This is a genomic window from Bradyrhizobium sp. USDA 4504 (genome assembly GCF_054063995.1).
The window spans coordinates 4068457-4088327 of sequence record NZ_JBSSGV010000001.1; the positions used below are offsets into that span (position 1 = coordinate 4068457).

A 19871-nucleotide genomic window follows, 5' to 3' on the forward strand; every position below is an offset into this window, starting at 1 on the left:
TCAAGCTCGCCATGATCGCGATTTTTGCGGCTTGGGGCCTTGCGTGGCTGACGCCCTGTTCGGCCCATGAGGTTCGTCCCTCCTATCTTGAAGTGCGCGAAGAGCGGCCCGGTGAATTCGACGTCCTGTTCAAGACGCCGATGCGCGGGCAGCTTCGCTTGGCGCTCACGGCGACTTTCTCCGGCAGCGCAGAAGACCTCACGCCGATGACGAGGCGTGCTGCCGTCGATGCCGCCGTGCAAACGTGGCGCTTTCGCGCGCTCGTTCCGTTGCGTGGACAGACGGTGCGCATCGATGGACTTCAAAACACCATGACAGACGCCCTGGTGCGCATGGTCTTCCTTGACGGAACCAACTGGGTGCGGCGGCTCACTCCGCAAGAGCCGGCAGCAATGATACCCCTGCAGCAGACCGGTTGGTCGGTCGCCGGCGTCTATCTCAGGCTGGGTGTTGAGCACATCCTGTTCGGTATCGACCACCTGTTGTTCGTGCTGGCGCTGCTGATCCTCACCCGCGGGACCTGGCTGCTGGTGAAGACGGTAACCGCATTCACGGTCGCGCACAGCATCACGCTGGCACTGGCGACGCTCGGCTATGTGCATGTGCCGGCTGCTCCGGTCGAGGCGGTGATTGCCTTGAGCATCGTGTTTGTGGCCGGTGAGATCGTGCATTTGCAGCAGGGGCGTGAAGGCCTGGCGGCAAGAGCGCCGTGGTTGGTCGCGTTCACTTTTGGCCTGTTGCACGGATTCGGCTTTGCCGGCGCGCTGCGCGAGGTAGGGCTGCCGGAAGGACACGTGCCGCTGGCGCTCCTGTTCTTCAACATCGGGGTGGAGATCGGCCAGCTGCTGTTCATCGCAGCGACGGTGTGCCTCTCCTTTTGGTTTCTGCGTTTTCACAGATCGAGAATCCGCTGGGCAAGCGTCGCGACGTCTTATGCCATCGGGAGTCTTGCCATGTTTTGGGTAATCGAGCGTATCGCTGCATTTGACGTGGCTCATCGATTTTGGGGAGGAAACACATGAAACGAACGGTGTTGCAGATCGTTACCGGGTTGAGTGCCGCCTGTTTCATCTCGCCAACATTCGCCCAGGACGTTGGCGCGCCGGAAAAGGATCAGCTCGAACAATCCCTGCAGAAGCCCGCCTATTCGCCTTACGTGAATCGCGAGTTTCCCACGCGACCGTTCTTTGGCGACACGCACCTGCATACTTCGTTTTCGATGGATGCCGGCGCATTCGGCGCCCGGCTCGACCCGAAGGACGCCTATCGCTTTGCCCGCGGCGAACAAGTCACTTCGAACACGGGCCAGCCGGTGAAGCTTTCCCGGCCGCTTGATTGGCTTGCGGTGACAGATCATTCCGACAACATGGGCTTCTTCCCGGACCTGTTCGCGGGTAAGCCTGATCTTCTCGCCGACCCGACCGGTCGCAAATGGTACGACATGATCAAGTCTGGCCAGGGCGCCGAGGCCGCGATCGATATCATCGTTCAGTTTTCGCACGGTACGTTTCCGAAGGACCTGATGTACTTCCCGGGAACGCGTGCCTATCGGGGCGCGTGGCAGAAGACCATCGAGGCTGCTGAACAGTTCAACGATCCCGGCCGCTTAACCACCTTCATCGCCTACGAATGGACCTCGAATACCGGCGGCAATAACCTCCATCGCAACGTGATCTACCGCGACAACGGTGACAAGGCGAGCCAGGTCGAGCCGTTCACCGTGTATCCGCCCTACGGCAGCGACAATCCGGCCGACCTGTGGAAATGGATGCAAGGCTACGAAGCCAAGACCGGCGGCAGCGTACTGGCGATTGCCCACAACGGCAATTTGAGCAACGGAACGATGTTCCCCGTGGTCGAGGCTTTCGGCAAGGCCCTCGACCGCGACTATGCGGAGCAACGCGCCAAGTGGGAGCGGCTCTACGAGGCCACACAGACCAAGGGCACCGGCGAGTCTCATCCGTATTTGTCGCCGAACGACGAGTTCGCTGCGTTCGAAATCTGGGACAAGGGCAACCTCGACGGCAGTGTTGCCAAGAAGAAGGAAATGCTTGAGTTCGAGTATGTACGTTCAGCCTACAAGAACGGCCTCAAGCTCGAGCAGCGCCTCGGCATCAACCCCTACAAGTTCGGCCTCGTCAGCGGCAGCGATGCGCACACCGCCCTCTCCGCGATGGAGGAGAACAACTTCTTCGGCAAGACCGTTCCGCAAGAGCCGAGCCCGCACCGGATGGGCGCTACCTTCATCGATAACAAGACGACCGGCGTGAAGATCATGGATTGGGAGGTCGGCTCCTCCGGCTATGCCGCCGTGTGGGCTAATGAGAACACCCGCACGTCCATTTGGGATGCCATGCAACGTAAGGAGACCTACTCCACCACCGGCACCCGCGTCATCGTGCGCTTCTTCGGGGGCTGGGATTTCGTGCCCCAGGACGCGGACAATCGCCTGCCGGCCCAGGTCGGCTACAGCAAGGGCGTGCCCATGGGCGGCGACCTGCGCGCAGCGCCGCAGGGAAAGGTACCGACGTTTCTGGTCGCCGCGCTGAAGGACCCGATCGGCGCCAACCTTGATCGCTACCAGATCATCAAGGGCTGGCTCGAAAAGGACGGCAGCGTGAGCGAAAAGGTTTTTGATGTCGTCTGGTCGGGAGATCGCAAGCCCGGCAACGATGGCAAGCTGCCATCAGTTGGCGATACGGTAGACGTGGCGAATGCCACGTGGACCAACACGATCGGCGCGCCCGAGCTCATCACGGTGTGGAAAGATCACGAATTCGACCCAAGTCGGCCGGCCTTCTACTACGGCCGGGTGATCGAGATTCCGACCCCGCGCTGGACCGCCTATGACGCGAAACGCTACGGCGTCACGCCGTTGCCCGGCACCGCCATGAAGGTCACCGAGCGAGCCTTTACGTCACCCATCTGGTACACGCCGGCGAAGTAGTGCCGGGGCTGAAACGGAGGGCTTCATGCGAAAGCACCGGATTGCCGCAGTTTTCGTGCTCGGCTGGTGCGCTGCCTGGGCGCCGTCCCAAGCCCCGGCTTGCGGTTACCACGATGACGTCACGCTCGCGCGCGGCATGCTGAATTGGACCTACCCCGACGCGCTGCATGTCCTGGGCGCAATGGCGCAGGCGGTGAGCGAGCGGCGGCTTCCGCCCCCGGCGCGTACGCCCGATCTTTGGGCCTATCACCGCACCGTGCGATCGCTCGAACAGTTGGGAGAGCAGCTGCGGATACCGGCGGGTGAGAACGCGCCGATGGCTTTTGCGCTGCTGTTGATAGAGCCGATGTTATGGACTCGCTTCACGCCAGAGGGCGGCGACCTGCATGCGCAAGTTCATGTCTCTGCACCGCCTGTCGGCGAACTCGTCCTCATCAGTGGCGAGGACGTGGTTCGGGAGATAGCCAACCATCGCTTGTCGGTAGGCGACGCCTACCGACACGGCCTCATCCGCCTCTACGGCACGGAAACCGAGGTGTCGCGCTTTCTGCAGTTCTATTGCCGGTGTGCATAAATGCGTTGGGTCAAGTCCAGCAGCAGTCTTGATCCTGCGCTGAACAAAGCGTTGATTTTCGCCGCCATAACCGAAACAGTAACCGGCCTTGCCCTGGTAATCGTTCCGTCACTCGTCGGACATTTGCTGTTCGGTGAAGACCTTTCTGGTATTGCCATTCCGATCGGGCGACTGACCGGTATTGCCCTTATCGCGCTAGGCATTGCTTGCTGGCCCGGTCCGCCGCTAATCGGCATGTCTTCAGCACGGCACCGGTGGCAGCGTCACCGCTATTGCTATTTCGTGAATCTCGGCCTTGTGGATGTCGGCGGCGTTGGCGCCGCGGGCTGAAGATTGAACGTCAGCCAGACGTTCCAGCCTGCTGGCCGATTTTCATTGGCGAATTCGCCATAGCCCTTCAGGTTCAGATATCCCTGCATGTCTCCGACCGGGAAAATGTAGCCGACCTGCGGGCCGACACCGGCCACGCGCGACCGGAAGCAGCCGACGCGATCGCCGGAGCCGCTGTCGCAGCCGAGCTGCTGATAGAGGTAACCGACGAGGCCGACCTGCCACTGCTTGGTCAGGAATTGCGATGCGCCCCAGTCGAGGTGCATGTCGACGCCGCTTTGATATTGGGTGGAGGGGTTGACGAAGTTGTAGGTGAATCCCAGCACCGTCGAAAATTCATGCCCGGTCTTTGGATCGAAATAGGTGTAGCCGCCGCCCGCGTCGACCGCCCAGTGCCCAAGCCCCAGATTCGCCAGGCGGCCCGACTGATAGGCGCCGACCGGAAGGTCGGCGGTGACGTACGTCATGTAATTGTTGACACCGGCATTCCAGCGCAGCGCAAACTGCGGGATCAGGTCGCCGAATGCAATGAGCGAGCTGTCGATGCTGTCAAACCGGGAGAAGGGGAACGTGCCGCCGCCCGGTCCTGTCAACGTCCCAACGAGCGATCCCGCCAGCGACGTGGAGTTGGAGCCGTAGGTCGCCAACAGGCTGGCAGAGGCCTGACCGCCCAGCACCGGCGTTGCAAAGGTATAGGTCCCGGCGACAAGTCCAAGATTCACATTCGCATTGACGCTCGCGTTGACGTTAGCCGTCAGATTCGCGGGAAAGCGACCAAGCGTGATTTCGCGCGACCGCGCCACGTCGCCGCCGGCGGAAACAGAGGTGTGATAATAAACCGTGGTCACCGACCAGCCCGGCGCCTGCTGGGGAACAGCCGCGAGGCTGCCAAAAAATCCGGGTATCCAAAAGCTGATGCCATTTTCATCGGCCCGAGCCGCTTGGGTGGAAAGCGCCAGCAAAGCGGCAAGCGCCCCAACACTCAAATGCCACTGCGAAAAAAATCTGCGTCCCAAATTCGATTTAAAGCGCCGCATCGCCGATTCCCCGACTCTCGCGATCCCACCATTGCTCCGGCGGGGTAGAAACTCGGAAAGAATAAGCTGACGCCGCCGTTCGTCCACGCGAATTCGGCACACTTGAGTTCAGCCGGAGGTTTATTGGAAGGTTGTGTCTATGACGTCACAACCCTGGCACTTTTTGCATAGTCATCAGGGCTCTCCACAAGGAACGGGCGACCTGGCTCGATTGATCTAGATCAATGGGAGAAGGTTGTGCCGCTGCGAACGTGCCACCGCTTCAGATGTTCGATTGTCACGTTGACTGACTAAGGTGTTAAGCCGCGCTCCTCCCTGGCAGAATCGGCGCTGGAAAGCTGCCGAGAGATTCTTGGAGGCGACGCTCGTAATTTTGAAAGCTCGTTCACCGCGAGTAGCCCATGCACGACGTTGGCGTTGCGGCAGGCGTACCTTTGTCGGATGGGCCCAGCCAAAGAGGCATGATCTGGATTCCGGGCGGCACGTTCCGCATGGGCTCAGACAGGCACTATGCCGAAGAGGCGCCGGTCCATCGCGTCTCGGCGAGCGGCTTCTGGATGGACCGCACGCCGGTCACCAATCGCGATTTTCGCAAGTTCGTCAACGCAACCGGCTACGTGACGTCAGCGGAGACGCGGCCTGACGCAAAGGACTATCCAGGCGCACTGCCGCACATGCTCAAGGCAGGCTCGCTGGTTTTCACGCCACCGAAGCGTCCGGTCGATTTGCGCGATTGGTCGCAATGGTGGAATTTCAAATTTGGCGCCAACTGGCGCCGGCCATATGGCCCCCGCAGTTCGATCAGCGGCCTCGACGATCATCCCGTGGTCCACATTGCCTATCGCGATGCCGAGGCCTACGCGACATGGGCTGGCAAGGACTTGCCGACCGAAGCCGAATGGGAGTTTGCCGCGCGCGGCGGCCTCGACGGAGCCGAGTTCGCCTGGGGCGACGAGCTGATGCCCGGCGGCAGGCCAATGGCGAATACCTGGCAAGGTGTTTTTCCATACCAGAATCTTACCGACGATGGTCACGCGCGCACCTCGCCGGTGATGGCGTTCCCACCGAATGGCTACGGCCTTCATGACATGATCGGCAACGTCTGGGAGTGGACCACCGATTGGTGGTCCACCAGGCATGCGCCCGACGCGGCCAAGGCGTGCTGCGTTCCTCAGGATCCACGCGGCGGGCGAGAGCAAGACAGCCACGATCCGTCTCTGCCCAAGATCAAGGTCCCCCGCAAGGTCTCAAAGGCGGCTCGCATCTCTGCGCGCCGAACTACTGCCGTCGCTATCGCCCGGCTGCGCGCCATGCGGAAGCGGTGGATACGTCCACGAGCCACGTTGGTTTTTGATGCGTCATAAGAAAGGGAGTAAATGATGAGCGATGAGAAGGATAACACTGCGCGCGACATGAGCCGTCGCAATGTATTGCTCGCGACGACAAGCCTGGCGGCCGCGTCCGCCTTGGGCGCCGCCGCATCGGTTGAAAAGGCACTGGCCCAAGCGCAGCAGACACCGAGCGGCCAGCGGCCCAATATCGTCGTCATCATGGGGGACGATATCGGCATCTGGAATATCGGTGCTTACCATCGTGGCATGATGGCCGGCCGGACGCCGAACCTCGACAAGATCGCCGCAGAAGGCATGCTGTTTACCGATTATTACGCCGAGGCGAGCTGCACCGCAGGCCGCGCCAACTTCATTACCGGCGAGCTGCCGATCCGCACCGGCATGACAACGGTCGGCCAGGCCGGCGCCCCCACAGGCTTGCCGGCGGAGGCTGTGACCATTGCCACCGCGCTCAAGGGCATGGGCTATGCCACCGGCCAATTCGGCAAGAACCACCTTGGCGACAAGAACGAATTTCTGCCGACCGTGCACGGCTTCGACGAGTTCTTCGGTTATTTGTATCACCTCGATGCGATGGAAGATCCGGCCCACCCTGCCTATCCGCAGGAGCTGTTGAACAAGGTCGGCCCGCGCAACATGATCCATTCGTGGGCGACCAATGTGGACGACGCCACCGTGGATCCCCGCTGGGGCAAGGTCGGCAAGCAAAGAATTGAGGACGCCGGAACGCTCTATCCCAAGCGGATGGAAACCGTGGACGATGAAATTCGAGACTTTGCGTTGAGTTTCATTGAAAAGGCCAAGGCCGATAACAAGCCGTTCTTCTTGTGGCTCAATCCGACCCGCATGCACATCGTCACGCATTTGTCGCCGAAGTACGAGGCGATGCGCAACTCCAAGAACGGCTGGTCGATTCATGAAGCCGGCATGGCGCAGCTCGACGACGATGTCGGCCTCGTCATGAAAAAACTCAAGGACATGGGCGTGGATGACAACACCATTGTCATCTTCACCACGGATAACGGCACCGAGGTCTTCACTTGGCCGGATGGCGGACAGACACCCTTCGCGCAGAGCAAAGGTACGGTCATGGAAGGCGGCTTCCGCGCGCCGGCGATGATCCGCTGGCCGGGCAAGGTGCCGGCGGGCAAGGTCGAGAACGGAATCATCTCCGGCCTGGACTGGTTCCCGACCTTGCTGGCGGCTGCCGGCAATCCGAACATTGCCGAGGAACTGAAGAAGGGCAAGCAGATCGGCGATCGCACCTACAAGTGCCATCTGGACGGCTATAATCAGATGGACATGATCACCGGCAAGGGGCCATCGAACCGGCACGAAATCTGGTACTTCGGCGAGAGCGAGCTGGGGGCCGTGCGCATCGACGACTACAAGTATCGCTTCATCGACCAGCCCGGGGGTTGGCTGGGCGAAAAAGCCAAGGTTGACGTGCCCTACCTGATCAACCTCCGCCTGGATCCGTTCGAGCGAACGGGCTGGCCCGATAGCGGGACCAAATACGGCGCGCAACAATACTTCGACTGGTTCAAATATGAATTCTGGCGCTTCGTGTTCGTTCAACAGGAGGTCGAGAAGCTGGCCATGACCGCAGTCGAGTTTCCGCCGATGCAGAAGGGCGCGAGCTTCAACCTCGATGCTGTGAAGGCGAAAATCGAGGCCGCCAGGACGGCAATGGCAAAATGAGATTCATGATCGTGTTGGGCGGCGTCCATGCCGCCCAACACCGTCTCGCCTTTCGGCCGGCGTTCGACCAAGCGACTTGACACGTCGGGCAACCCAGGGACATTCTTCTAATATTCCGAAATTGCGCACGATGCCATTGAGGACGCGGCGGTCATTCGCTCGTCGCACGCCGCGCGGCTTGTTGGGCAGCATCGGCTCGGCAGTCCGGCTCAATCAGGCGCTGACCGACGGCGATTGGTCGCTATGCCCCCGAAAGCGGATGCATTGTGTTCACATCGAGTTCTTCAGCTTCTGACCAAAGCGGTCGCGAGACCCGGTTTTGGCCCGAAGTACCAAGGGGCCCTCCGTTGATCTAGATCAAGGGAACAAAGCGGCGCTTCCATTTCGATCCCCCAATGGTTGTACAGCGTCGGGTGAGCGGGGTGACACCTCTCCGTACCACACGTTAGCGGAGGCGTCCGAAAGCCCAAGCGGGTAACAGAAGGAGAGGCATCGATGAATCGCCGTCAGCTTTTTCTTTCCACCGCAAAGGGCGCGCTTGCGTCGGCACTCGGTTGGTCCTGGCTTCGCGAGTCGGCGCAGGCTCAAGAAGTGCTGCCGCTTCCGCGGCCGCCATTCAAGGGAAAAATCGGCACCACCTATAAGGACTCGTTTCCGGACAAGATACCGATCATTAGTGCACCAAGCGGCGCGCCGAACGTCCTGCTCGTTCTGATCGACGATTGCGGCTTCGGACAATGGGGGACTTTCGGCGGCCAAATCCCTACCCCGAACCTGGACCGGCTCGCAAAGGCCGGATTGCGCTACACGCGCTTCCATACCACGGCGCTATGTTCTCCAACGCGGGCCGCGCTGCTCACGGGCCGCAATCATCATTCCGCCGCAACAGGCAACATTACCGAATTGGGCGACGGCTATCCCGGCTACAGCGGACAGATTCCCAACAGCGCCGCCATGGTGGCAGAGCCGTTGCGCCAGCATGGCTACAGCACAGCCTGGTTCGGCAAGAACCACAATATTGCGGATTGGGAGACCAGTGTGTCGGGTCCCTATGACCGCTGGCCAACCCGGCAGGGATTTGATCACTTCTACGGTTTCTTGGGGGGCGAAGCGAACCAGTGGGCGCCGGCGCTCTATCGCGACAATACGCCAATCGAGATGGAGGTCCCGAGCGGCCGGAAAGCCGATTACACCCTGAATGAAGCCCTCGCCGACGAGGTGATCAGTCACATCAACAAGCAAAAGTCGGTGACACCGGACCGGCCATTCTTCATCTATTACGCGCCCGGTGCCACGCACGCGCCTCATCACGTGCCGAAGGAATGGATCGACAAGTTCAAGGGGCAGTTCGATCAGGGGTGGGATAGATATCGGGAAGAAACATACCAGCGACAATTGCGCCTGGGCGTGATCCCTGCCGACACCAAGCTGACCCCGCGGCCGGCGGAGATTCCTGCCTGGGATTCCCTTTCCGCTGATCAGAAGCGCATCGCCTCGCGGCTGATGGAGACCTTCGCCGCCTACACGGCCCAAACCGACTTTCATGTTGGGCGCGTCCTCGATGCTCTGGAAGCAGTCGGCCAAACGGACAACACGCTGATCTTTTGGGAGATTGGCGACAACGGCTCCTCGATGGAAGGTACCCTCAATGGCACCTTTAACGAGATGGTCGGCGTTAACGGTCAGCAGGAGGACCCGAGCTATATCCTGGCGCATCTCGACGAGATCGGCGGTCCCAAGTCCTACAATCATTTTCCCGTGGGATGGGCGTGGGCCATGGACACACCGTTCCAATGGGGCAAGCAGGTCGCCTCGCATTTCGGCGGTACGCGCAATCCGCTCGTCATCTCATGGCCCAACAGGATCAAGGACAAAGGCGGCATTCGCACTCAATTCCATCACGCGATCGACATCGTTCCGACGATCCTGGAGGCTGCTCAAATCGAGCAGCCCTCGTCGGTCAACGGGGTTGCCCAAAAGCCGATCGAAGGCGTCAGCATGGTTTACACCTTCGACAACCCGAAGGCTGAAGAGCAACGTCGCGTTCAATATTTCGAGATGTTCGGCAACCGTGCGATCTACAGCGACGGATGGGTTGCGTGCGTCCGCCATGGACGGCTGCCCTGGCAAAACATCGGCTCGTATGATTTCGCCAACGACAAGTGGGAGCTTTACCGGATTGAGAGCGATTTCAGCGAGGCCAACGACTTGGCGGCTCAAGAGCCCAAGCGTCTGCGCGACATGCAGGACCTGTTCTGGGTCGAGGCAGCAAAATACGACGTGCTCCCGCTGGACGACCGGTTCATCGAGCGCGCCGACCCAAGCTTGCGTCCGAGCCTGATCGCGGGACGCACCGATTTTACCTATTACCCCGGCGCCACGCGGATCCCCGAAAGCTCATCGCCCAACGTGAAAAACCGCTCGCACAGCATCGCGGCGTATATCGATGTTCCGCAAGCAGGCGGTGATGGTGTGTTGATCGCGGCTGGCGGCACCGTTGCCGGCTACGCTCTCTACATCAAGGACGGTAAGCCGACTTACGAATACAACTGGTTTTCCTTGCAACGATACAAGGTCGCTAGTTCGGAGAAGCTCGCACCGGGTCCGGCAATCATTCGCGTGGACTTCAAGTACGACGGCGGTGGGCTCGGAAAGGGTGGCGTAGTCACGCTTTTCGTCAATGACACGAAGGTTGGAGAGGGGCGGGTCGAAAAGAGCGTCTTGGGCCGGTTCTCGGCCGATGAAACTTTCGACATCGGGATGGATACGGGATCGCCGGTCAGCGATGATTACGCGTCGCCCAATCCCTATACAGGCAAGCTCTTAAAAGTGGAGATTCACCTCGCCCCGGTGAACCACACCGAAAACGACATCAAAACGCTACGCGAGGCCGAACTGGCTGCACAATCGGCCATCGAATAGGGATCGATGAGATCGAGGTGCAAGTCAGGAGGCCCGTTGGCTCGCGGCCAAGTATCGGTTCGTGGCCCTTCTCGAACCTCCGGCGACGTCCGCTTTCTCGCGGCTGTCAGGGTGAGAGCGGACATCAAGCGTCCCTCATCCAGCTCCGCTTTATGAGTACACGGCCCAGCTGATTGGTCAGCTGCCACCATCGAGGCAAAGCCACGCACAAAAACAATGCTGCAAGCGGTGTTCGCCTAGAGGCGATTCCGTTGCGGCTGCATCCGGCGCACCTCGCGCTCGATGCTGGCGGCGACCAGCGGCGCCTTGTCGGCGGCGATGGGCGGGGAAAACACGAAGCCCTGCACCAAATCGCAATCGAGCCCGCCGAGCACGTCCAATTCGGCGGACAATTCGGCGCCCTCCGCCACGACAGTCATGCCGAGCCCGTGCGACAGGGCGATGATGCCGCCGAGCAGCTTGCGCTTCTCCTGCGCGGTGGAAATGCCATCCACGAAGGCCCGGTCCACTTTCAGGCAGTCGAAAGGCAGGCGCGTCAGATAGCCGAGCGAGGAATAGCCCGAGCCAAAATCGTCCAGCGCCAGCCGGGCGCCCAAGCCGGAGAGCGCCGTCAGCGTACGACTGATCCGTTGCTCGGTATGATCCACGAACAGGCTTTCGGTCAGCTCCAGGCAGAGCAGCTCCGCCGGAAAGCCGGTCTCCGCCAGCACGGCCGAGACCGCGGTCTCGAAATCCACGCTCCAGATCTGCGCCGGCGAGACATTGACCGAGATGGAGCGCGGCGGCAGCCCGGCATCCAGCCAGGCGCGGCCCTGCCGGCAGGCCTCGCGCAGCACCCACAGGCCGAGGTCGACGATGAGGCCGGAGCTTTCGGCGATCGGGATGAACTCCGCCGGCGAGATCGGCCCGCGCTCGGGATGGGCCCAGCGTAGCAGCGCCTCGAAGCCGGTGACGCGGCCGGTCTTCAGGTCCACCTGCGGCTGGTAATGGGCCTCGAGGGCGCCGGCCTCCACGGCGTGGCGCAGATGGCGGCCGAGATCGAGCCTTTCATCGACCGCCTGCGCATAGACCGGCTCGAACAGTTGCGCCCGGCCGCGCCCGGCCTCCTTGGCCATGTAGAGCGCGAGGTCCGCGTTGCGCACGGCGGTCTCCGCCGTCGCGCCGTGCTCCGGCAGGCGGGCAATGCCGATGGTGGCGCCGACCGAGGCCTCGCCCTCGGCGAGATCGACGGGGCCGGACAGTTTGCCGACGAGCCGATCGGCAAGCCCGGTCAGCGCGGCGTCGGACGTGTCGCATCCATCCGCCAGCACGGCGAATTCGTCGCCGCCGAGCCGGGCGATGAAGGCGCGCGGCCCCAATTCCTGCCGCAACGCAGCCGCCACCTTGATCAGCAATTCGTCACCGGCGGCATGGCCGAGGGAATCATTGACCTCCTTGAAGCGATCGAGGTCGATGAGCAGCAGCGCACCGGTCCGGCCTCCCTGGGAGCAGCCTTCGGTCAGCGCGGCGAGCTGGCGCGTGAACAGCGCGCGATTGGCAAGGCCGGTCAACGGATCGCTGTAGGCGAGCTGCTCGAGCTGGCGCTCGGCTTCCTTGCGCTCGGTGACGTCCTGCACGGTGCCGATGATGCCGATGACCTTGTCGTGGGCAACCTCCGCCTTGCAGATCACAGCCAGATCGCGGGGCATGCCGTCCGCGTGCAGGATGCGTAGATCCGTGGCCTCGGTACGGCGGGTGCGCAGCACCCGTTTCTGCACCTCCCGGAAGCGGTCGGCGTCGCCGTCCAGGAAATAGGGTCCCATGTTCTCATCGGTCGGCTCGAACGTGTCGGGCAGGCCGAGAAGCTGGTAGAGCTCGGGCGCCCAGATCGTACGGCCGCTGTCCAGCCGGAAGCTCCAGGTGCCGATCTTGCCGAGGCGGTGGGCCTCCTCCAGCGCCCGCGTGCGCTGGTCGAGCAGCGCCTTGGCCGCCCTGAGCTGGGTGATGTCGCTGGAGGTGCCGCGATAGCCGAGAAAGCTGCCGTCATCGCCGAAGATCGGCTTGCCGCTGGTGCAGATGCTGACGCGCGAGCCGTCCTTGCCGATCAGCGTATAGGTGAAGTCGCGAAAAGGGCGATGGGCCTCCATATCGGCCCGGTGCCGCGCCATCGCCTCGCCGTCCTCGGGCGCATAAGTCAGTTCCCAGCGCGCCTTCCTGCCAGCGGCCACCGTCTGGAACGCCGCATTGCCGGCAAGCGATTTGGGATAGGGCAGCAGCCGATGTTCGGCGTCGCTCTCCCAGCACCAGTCCGAGGCGGTGCTGACGAAATCGGCCAGCCGTTGCTCGCTCTCCGCCAGGCGCCGCAGCGCGGAGGTCTCCTCCGTGACGTCGCGGACGATGCCGGACACGCGTCGGACCTGGCCGTCCGCGTCGAACTCCGGCTCGCCGTGCACCACGCAGTCGAGCAGGCTGCCATCGAAACTGCGGAGTCTCGCGCGCACCGCATAGGGCCGCCCCTCCGCCCAGCAGGCCGCGTAATGCGCCTCCAGGAGCTTCCGGCTTTCAGGCAAATAGCGTTCGCGCACCGTGGCGATGGGGATGTAGCCGTCGGCGGTGTCGAATTCGTAGAAGGCGGCGAGCTCGGGCGATATCCAGAGATCGGTCGCGGCGGCACTCTGCGACTCCCAGTAGCCCATGCGGGCCAACCGGATCGCACAGCGCAGCGATCGCTCCTCATGCCAGCGGCGACGCGCTTCCCGGGTCGGGGCCTGCCCTTGCGACAATTTGCGAGCGGCCATCGGTCCCCAACTCAACGCTAGCGTACGCAGCTAACAGGCTAGCATAGAGCGTCACAACCTTGGAGCGACGGCGGTGACGAGATGGGGCTCTTCCGCTTTTTTGGTGTAGTTTCGGTGAATTCTGCAACCGGCAGTCGGCGCCCGGCCCTAAGGCGCGACGTGATTGGGTTGAATCGTCATCGCGCTTTAGCTCTTTGTTTGAGCATGACCTCCGCGCAAACGCGTCCCGCGTTTGTCGCGAGGGAAAACCGCTTCGCACTTTTCCGGATCATGCATTAGCGCAGCACCGGCATCTTAACGGATCCGCACCAGCTCCAGGTCGAAGTCGCCGGTGACGGCGGTCTCGATCTGGCAGCGCGAGAGTCCGATATCGCGCAACGCCCGGTCATCGAGCTGGCGCAGCGTCTTGATCGCCTCGCGGCGCACCCAATAGGTCGCGAGCGCATCGCCCCACACTCGGAGCAATCGGAGCAATCCGCCAAATGTACTAGGCCGCGCGGGCGCTGCGGCGGCTGAGGATATCGCTGACATTGTCATCTCTCCTTCGCTGCCCATAGACAAAGCTACGCCGTTGACGCAAATGCTGTTTCAGCGCCTGCGCCGCCGGGACCTCGGATTGCTTGCGCACTCCTCGGTGCAATCATGGGCTTGTTCCCTCTTAAATGATCCGGTACATTGCTCGGAGCAAGTAAAACATTGCTCTCGGTGCAATAATGTCGAGGTTCGAATATCTGAAGCTGGCGGATGCGGTGGCCGCCGAGATCGCCAGCGGCGCGCTGAAGGCGGGCGACCGGCTGCCGCCGCAGCGTCATTTCGCCTATGACCGCAACATCGCCGTCTCGACAGCGAGCCGGGTCTATACCGAGCTGTTGCGGCGCGGGTTGGTGGTCGGTGAAGTCGGCCGCGGCACTTTCGTGTCCGGCGAGGCACGCCGCGGCATCACGGCCCCGACCGAACCGCGCGGGGCCCGCATCGACCTTGAGTTCAACTATCCGCTGCTGCCGCACCAGGCGACGATGATCGCCAAGAGCCTCGAAGGACTGGAGCGGCCCGAGGTGCTCGAGGGCGCGCTGCGGCCGGCGACCAGCTTTGGCACGCGGGCGGCACGCACCATCTCCTCGGAATTTCTGGCGCGCAAAAGCTGGACGCCAAATCCCGACCAGATCGTGTTCACCGCCAATGGCCGGCAATGCATCGCCGCCGCGCTCGCCGCCGTGGTGCCGCCCGGCGGACGCTGCGGCGTCGAGGCGCTGACCTACCCGTTCGTCAAGGGCATCGCGGCGCGGCTCGGCATCTCGCTGGTGCCGCTCGCGATGGACGAACACGGCGTGCGGCCGGATGCGGTGCAGAAGGCGCATCGCGAGGCGCACCTGTCCGCGATCTACGTCCAGCCCACGATCCAGAACCCGCTCAGCATCACCATGCCGGCCGAGCGCCGCGCCGAGCTGTTGCGCGTGGTGGAGAAGCTCGGCCTCATCGTCATCGAGGACGGCGTCTACGGATTCCTCGACGATGAGGCGCCGCTCGCCGCGCTCGCGCCCGACAGCTGCATCATGCTCGACAGCCTGTCGAAGAAGGTCGCGCCGGGCCTTGCGCTCGGCTTCATCGTGTCGCCGCCGCGGCTGCGCGAGAGCATCATGGCCGCGGTGCGCTCGGGCGGCTGGACCGCGTCGGGCTACGCCTTCGCCGCGGGGCAGCGGCTGATGGCCGACGGCACCGCCGCCGAATTGTCACGGCTGAAACGGATCGATGCCGGCCGCCGCCAGCTTCTGGCGGCCAAGCATCTGGCCGATTTCGAAATCCAGACCAATCCGAAGTCGTATCATCTCTGGCTGACCTTGCCGCCGCATTGGCGCTCGCAGACATTGGTCGCGGCCGCGGCGCGCCGCGACATCGCGCTGACGCCGTCGACCACCTTTGCGGCCACGCCGGGGCACGCGCCCAATGCGGTGCGGCTCGCACTCGCCGCACCGCCGATGGAGCAACTCGACCTCGGCCTGCGGACACTGGCGGGAATGCTGAGCGCGACCGAAGAGGATTTTGACTCGACGGAGTGACATCGCACGTTCACTCCGAAGCGGCGCCGCAGTCCAGAATTGGACAGGAGTGGCACTCGCAGCGGCCCATTTCCAGTGAGCGCCAGGGCATCAAAAGCCACAGGCCGCATACGTCTTTCTCACGAGACGAAAATGCGCGCCCTCGGCTACGAAGTCCACATCCATGCACTGGTTGCCTTTGCGATACTCCCCGATCACGCCGCACTGCAGATATTCGAGGTTTATCCGCCAGCGCTTTTCTTGCGGCGAGTAGGTCGCAAAGTCGTGCTGCGCGACCGGCGTTCCCCTGCAGATTCCGGCAACGTATCGCCGCACGTCGGGCGGCAGATTGTCGACGTGATTGGGATCAAGCGGATCATGTTTGTTGCCCACGCTGCCCTTGGAAAGAGCCGGCGGGATGCTCAGGAGCACAAGGCATAGAGCCAAAAATGGGGTCCGGATTGTCATCTGACGCTCCAGCCAAAAGCAAATCCGTCGCCGAGTTTACAGCGCGTTGCTTACAACCCGCTTACAGTCCGGCCGCGCGAACCGCTTCACCGATTGCGAACCGCCTTCGGCAGCAGCGCATCGGGCAATTGATCGAAGCTGTAGCGCCGCGGCCGATTGCGCGTGACGAAACCGCCGACCTGCCAGGTGAACAGCGCCGCAAAGCCGACCAGGAACAGCGCCCCCATCCAGTTCGAGGTCAGCAGCGCCGTCAGCAGCAATCCGATCATTGCCACCGCAAGGCAGGCCAGCAGCGCCAGCGCGGCGGTATACGTCTTCGGCCCGAGGCCTCCGACCAGCCTGGCCCTGCTGCCCGCCGCCTGCATCCGGCGATGCAGCTCGACGATGAAGTCGCGGTAGAGATGTCCCTGCGGCGCCACCAGCGTCGCGGTCTGCCAGGTGGTCGAGAGGATCGCGATCCGCCCGCCCCTGGCGTTGTCGATGTCGGCGCGAAACCGCTGCTGCTGCATCGAGACCGGGCGATAGGACAGTTTCACCGCGGAGATGTCGGCATAGTCCCACACGCCCGACCTGCCGGCGATCCGCCACGACAGCCCGTCCTCGGTCAGCTCGAACTGGTGCGCCGAGCCGATCAATGAGGCCTTGTAGGCATAGCGCAGCGGCGAGCCCTCGCCTGCCTCCGACCGGTCCTGCAACGTTGTTGGCAATCCGCCGTTCCACCCGTCCAAATCCATCCACGCGCTTGCGCGGGACGTCACGGCTATCCTACAAGCGAGCCATGCCTGAGACGACCTATTTTCCGCGCTACCTCATCCTCGGCGGCGCGATGATATCCGGCGTGCTGCTGGCGCTTGCCGTGCACATGCTCGGCGCGCGTTATGGGCTCGATCTCGGCGGCCTGTGGCGCTCCGACAGCCACGAGTTCATGCCGGCGGGCGCCGCGATTGCGTGGTGGCTGATCGCGACCGTCGGATTTTCGGGCGGCTACTTCACCGCCAATCTGATGCACAGCGCGGTGGCCGGCCAGATCCCGCAGCGGATGCGTAACTTCCTGATCGTCGTCGGCGTGCTGATGCTGGCCGGTGCCGGCCAGGCCGCGTCGGCGCCGAGCACGGTCTCGACCATTTCCGCCGTGCTCGCTGGCCTCGCCGCCCTGTGCCTCGGCGCATTGATGGCGTTCTGCGGCGCCTATTTTGCCCTGCGCAAGAGCTGAGCTAGCCCTCCAACTCAGGCGACCGACCGTTCCGGCGTCCTGCGCAACATCTTGGCGACGTCGGCTGCCGGCCGCGGCGGGCTGAACAGATAGCCCTGCGCCTGCGTGCAGCCCTCCCGACGCAGCAGGTCGAACTGGGTATCGGTCTCGACCCCTTCGGCGGTCGTGACGATGCCGAGGCTCTTGCCGAGGCCGGTGACCGCGCGCACGATCGCCATCGAGTCCTCGCGTGTCGCAAGGTCGGTGACGAAGGACCGGTCGATCTTGATCTTGTCGAACGGGAAGCTGCGCAGATAGCTCAGCGAGGAATAGCCGGTGCCGAAATCGTCCAGCGAGATGCGGACGCCGAAGCCGCGCAGCTCATGCAGCACCGCGAGCGTCGCCTCGCTGTTCTGCAGCAGCACCGATTCGGTGATCTCGAGCTCAAGCCGGTCCGCCGACAGGCCCGATGCTTGCAGCGCCGCCTTCACCGACGACACCAGGTTCGGGTTCTTGAACTGCACCGGCGAGAGATTGACGGCAACCGCGACGGCCTCGGGCCAGCCCGCGGCATCCGCGCAGGCCTTGCGCAACACGATCTCGCCAAGCGGAACGATCAGCCCGGTTTCCTCGGCGACAGGAATGAAATTGTTCGGCGCGATCAGGCCACGCAGCGAATGGTTCCAGCGCGCCAGCGCCTCGAAGGCGACGATCCGATCGCCCGCGACATCGCGGATCGGCTGGTAGTAGACCTCGAACTCGTCATGCTCGAGCGCGAGCCGCAGGTCGCGCTCCAGCAGGCGGCGCGCCTGCGCACGCGCATCCATCCCGGTCTCGAAGAAGCGATAGGTGCCGCGGCCGTCGGCCTTGGCGCGGTACAGCGCGAGATCGGCCTTTTGCAGCAATTCGTCGGGATCCTTGCCGTCTTCGGGCGCGAGCGAGATGCCGATGCTGACGCCGATCACGAGCTGATGGCCGCCGATCTCGTAGGGCGCAGCGATCCGCTCGACCACGAGACTTGCCAGCGACGACACGACGGACGGCTCGCAATTGCTGCAGAACTGCACGATGGCGAATTCGTCGCCGCCGAGCCGCGCCACGGTGTCGTGCTCGGTGACGCATTCGCCCAGCCGGCGCGCGACTTCGCGCAGCAGCGCGTCGCCGATCGGATGTCCGAGCGTGTCGTTGATTTCCTTGAAATGATCGAGATCGAGACAGAGCACGGCCAGCTGGTCGGAGCGCTTGGCTAGTCTCGAGGCCTTCTCGAGCTGCTCGCGGAACAGCGTCCGGTTCGGCAAATTGGTCAGCGCGTCATGCCGCGCCATGTGCGAAATCTGCTCCTGTGCCTGCTGCCATTCGGTGATGTCCTCGAAGGTCGCGACCCAGCCGCCGCCCTTCATCGGCTGGTCGACGACGCGGATCGCGCGCTCGTTGCGGCTGACGATCCGCGTCGCGCTGTGGCCGGCCTTTGCCTCGGCGACGAGAGCATTGCAGAACTCCTCGGGATCGCCGTCCCACTCGCCGATGGAATGGAGGTCCTGCAGGACATCGATCAGCAGGCGTCCCTGCAGCGGTATGCGACTGCGCCCCATCATCTCGCTGTAGCGCTCGTTGAACAGCATGATGCGGCCGTCGGCATCGAACATGCACAGCCCCTGCGACATGTTCTCGAGCGCGGTATCGAGCACCACCTTCTGCTTGTGAAGTTCGGTCTTGGCGCGACGGTCGAGGATCGAGGCGATCAGCGAGAGGCCGAGGATCGCGAAGGCCGCAACGGCGGTCATGAACGAGAGCACGCGCGGCGAGACCGTAAGTCCGCCGGAAACGATGGTCGGATCCGGGACGAGCGTCACCGCGCCCATCGCAGTGAAATGATGCGAGACGATCGCGACGGTCAGAAGACCGGTCGCGGCGGCGGTGGTGCCGAAACGTTCGCCACGGGTGGCAACGACGAGCGCGAGCGCGCCGAACAGGCTTCCGAACGCGATCGACGAGGCGACGATGCCGGGCGACCAGATGATGCGCGCGGGCAGCTCCAGCCCGAGCATGCCGGTGTAATGCATCGCCGCGACACCGGCGCCGACGATCGCGCCACCGGCCGCAACCGTCTGCCAGCGTCCATCGAGCGTGGCGACGGCCAATCCGACCGCCAGGATCGCAACCGCGAGCACCAGCGACAGCAGCGTGATGGGAATGTTGTACCCGGCCTCGATGCCGGGATCGTACGCCAGCATGGCAACGAAATGGGTGGCCCAGATACCGCAACCGCCGACCGCCGCATCGAGGCCGATCCAGATCTCGCGGGCCCGCCCCTGCGCAGCGCGGGCACGGTGAAACAGGCTGATCGCGACGGCGCTGGCGAGCAGGCAGATCACCCCGCCGAGGACGACCAACCGCCAGTCATGTTCCAAAGTGAGACAGGTCAGAACGCGATACATATAGGCCCCCTTTATGGACCTATAAGAACAGACGCATTTGTGTAGGAACGGTAACCGCACCGCAGCAAGGTTCCACGCATGGTGAAGAAGCCTTGAA

At 63.1% G+C, this 19871-nt stretch carries 14 protein-coding genes and 2 pseudogenes; 9 read left to right on the forward strand and 7 right to left on the reverse strand.

Going from position 1 to position 19871, the window contains the following annotated elements; translation table 11 throughout:
- Positions 1–11 precede the first annotated feature (11 nt).
- The 4 genes from ACVMB1_RS19140 to ACVMB1_RS19155 are packed head-to-tail and all read left to right on the forward strand — an operon-like array spanning position 12 to position 3851.
- Complete coding sequence (locus ACVMB1_RS19140) at positions 12–1022, forward strand: HupE/UreJ family protein (RefSeq protein WP_076825829.1); 1011 nt, start codon at positions 12–14, stop codon at positions 1020–1022.
- Positions 1019–2947 (forward strand): DUF3604 domain-containing protein, encoded by a 1929-nt coding sequence (locus tag ACVMB1_RS19145; protein ID WP_456848869.1) that lies wholly within the window; start codon positions 1019–1021, stop codon positions 2945–2947. Before ACVMB1_RS19140 ends, ACVMB1_RS19145 begins: the two co-directional genes overlap by 4 nt.
- A 25-nt stretch (positions 2948–2972) precedes the next feature.
- Complete coding sequence (locus tag ACVMB1_RS19150; protein ID WP_141340719.1) at positions 2973–3521, forward strand: hypothetical protein; 549 nt, start codon at positions 2973–2975, stop codon at positions 3519–3521.
- Positions 3522–3851: a hypothetical protein gene (locus ACVMB1_RS19155; RefSeq protein ID WP_199805218.1), complete on the forward strand. Its 330-nt coding sequence runs from the start codon at positions 3522–3524 to the stop codon at positions 3849–3851.
- Here ACVMB1_RS19155 and ACVMB1_RS19160 read toward each other — a convergent pair.
- A complete protein-coding gene (locus ACVMB1_RS19160; protein ID WP_456848871.1) occupies positions 3797–4888 on the reverse strand; it encodes a SphA family protein in 1092 nt (363 codons plus the stop codon). The two genes, ACVMB1_RS19155 and ACVMB1_RS19160, sit on opposite strands and share 55 nt — an antisense overlap.
- Before the next feature lie 401 nt (positions 4889–5289).
- On the opposite strand from ACVMB1_RS19160, the pseudogene ACVMB1_RS19165 reads away from it, so the two are divergent.
- Both ACVMB1_RS19165 and ACVMB1_RS19170 read left to right on the forward strand, forming a co-directional pair.
- Positions 5290–6242 (forward strand): annotated as a pseudogene (locus ACVMB1_RS19165) (formylglycine-generating enzyme family protein).
- A 25-nt stretch (positions 6243–6267) separates the two neighbouring features.
- Positions 6268–7941 carry an arylsulfatase gene (locus ACVMB1_RS19170; protein ID WP_456848873.1) on the forward strand — a complete coding sequence of 558 codons (1674 nt, stop codon included), beginning with the start codon at positions 6268–6270 and terminating at the stop codon, positions 7939–7941.
- 93 nt (positions 7942–8034) lie between these two features.
- On the opposite strand, the pseudogene ACVMB1_RS19175 reads toward ACVMB1_RS19170, so the two are convergent.
- Positions 8035–8133: pseudogene (locus tag ACVMB1_RS19175) on the reverse strand (IS5/IS1182 family transposase); the annotation flags it as partial.
- 303 nt (positions 8134–8436) lie between these two features.
- On the opposite strand from ACVMB1_RS19175, the gene ACVMB1_RS19180 reads away from it, so the two are divergent.
- Positions 8437–10863, forward strand: coding sequence for an arylsulfatase (locus ACVMB1_RS19180; RefSeq protein WP_456848875.1), 2427 nt, complete (start codon positions 8437–8439; stop codon positions 10861–10863).
- A 236-nt stretch (positions 10864–11099) separates the two neighbouring features.
- On the opposite strand, the gene ACVMB1_RS19185 is transcribed toward ACVMB1_RS19180, so the two are convergent.
- Both ACVMB1_RS19185 and ACVMB1_RS19190 read right to left on the reverse strand, forming a co-directional pair.
- The gene (locus ACVMB1_RS19185) at positions 11100–13640 is read right to left on the reverse strand and encodes a sensor domain-containing protein (RefSeq protein WP_456848877.1); all 2541 of its coding nucleotides are present in this window, start codon (positions 13638–13640) and stop codon (positions 11100–11102) included.
- A 294-nt stretch (positions 13641–13934) separates the two neighbouring features.
- Positions 13935–14096, reverse strand: coding sequence for a DUF1127 domain-containing protein (locus ACVMB1_RS19190; protein ID WP_080583391.1), 162 nt, complete (start codon positions 14094–14096; stop codon positions 13935–13937).
- A gap of 257 nt (positions 14097–14353) precedes the next feature.
- Between ACVMB1_RS19190 and ACVMB1_RS19195 the strand changes: the two genes are divergently transcribed.
- The gene (locus ACVMB1_RS19195) at positions 14354–15697 is read left to right on the forward strand and encodes an aminotransferase-like domain-containing protein (RefSeq protein ID WP_168855011.1); all 1344 of its coding nucleotides are present in this window, start codon (positions 14354–14356) and stop codon (positions 15695–15697) included.
- Between the two features lie 90 nt (positions 15698–15787).
- Here the strand turns inward: ACVMB1_RS19195 and ACVMB1_RS19200 are convergent, their stop codons facing one another.
- Entirely contained in the window at positions 15788–16144 is a 357-nt protein-coding gene (locus ACVMB1_RS19200) for a hypothetical protein (protein WP_253589849.1), read from the reverse strand.
- A gap of 86 nt (positions 16145–16230) precedes the next feature.
- Entirely contained in the window at positions 16231–16878 is a 648-nt protein-coding gene (locus tag ACVMB1_RS19205) for a hypothetical protein (protein WP_057016685.1), read from the reverse strand.
- Between the two features lie 44 nt (positions 16879–16922).
- Here ACVMB1_RS19205 and ACVMB1_RS19210 point away from each other — a divergent pair, with 44 nt between their 5' ends.
- Positions 16923–17357 carry a hypothetical protein gene (locus ACVMB1_RS19210; RefSeq protein WP_168855013.1) on the forward strand — a complete coding sequence of 145 codons (435 nt, stop codon included), beginning with the start codon at positions 16923–16925 and terminating at the stop codon, positions 17355–17357.
- Positions 17358–17371: 14 nt separating this feature from the next.
- On the opposite strand, the gene ACVMB1_RS19215 is transcribed toward ACVMB1_RS19210, so the two are convergent.
- Positions 17372–19774: an EAL domain-containing protein gene (locus tag ACVMB1_RS19215; RefSeq protein WP_168855014.1), complete on the reverse strand. Its 2403-nt coding sequence runs from the start codon at positions 19772–19774 to the stop codon at positions 17372–17374.
- Between the last annotated feature and the right edge of the window lie 97 nt (positions 19775–19871).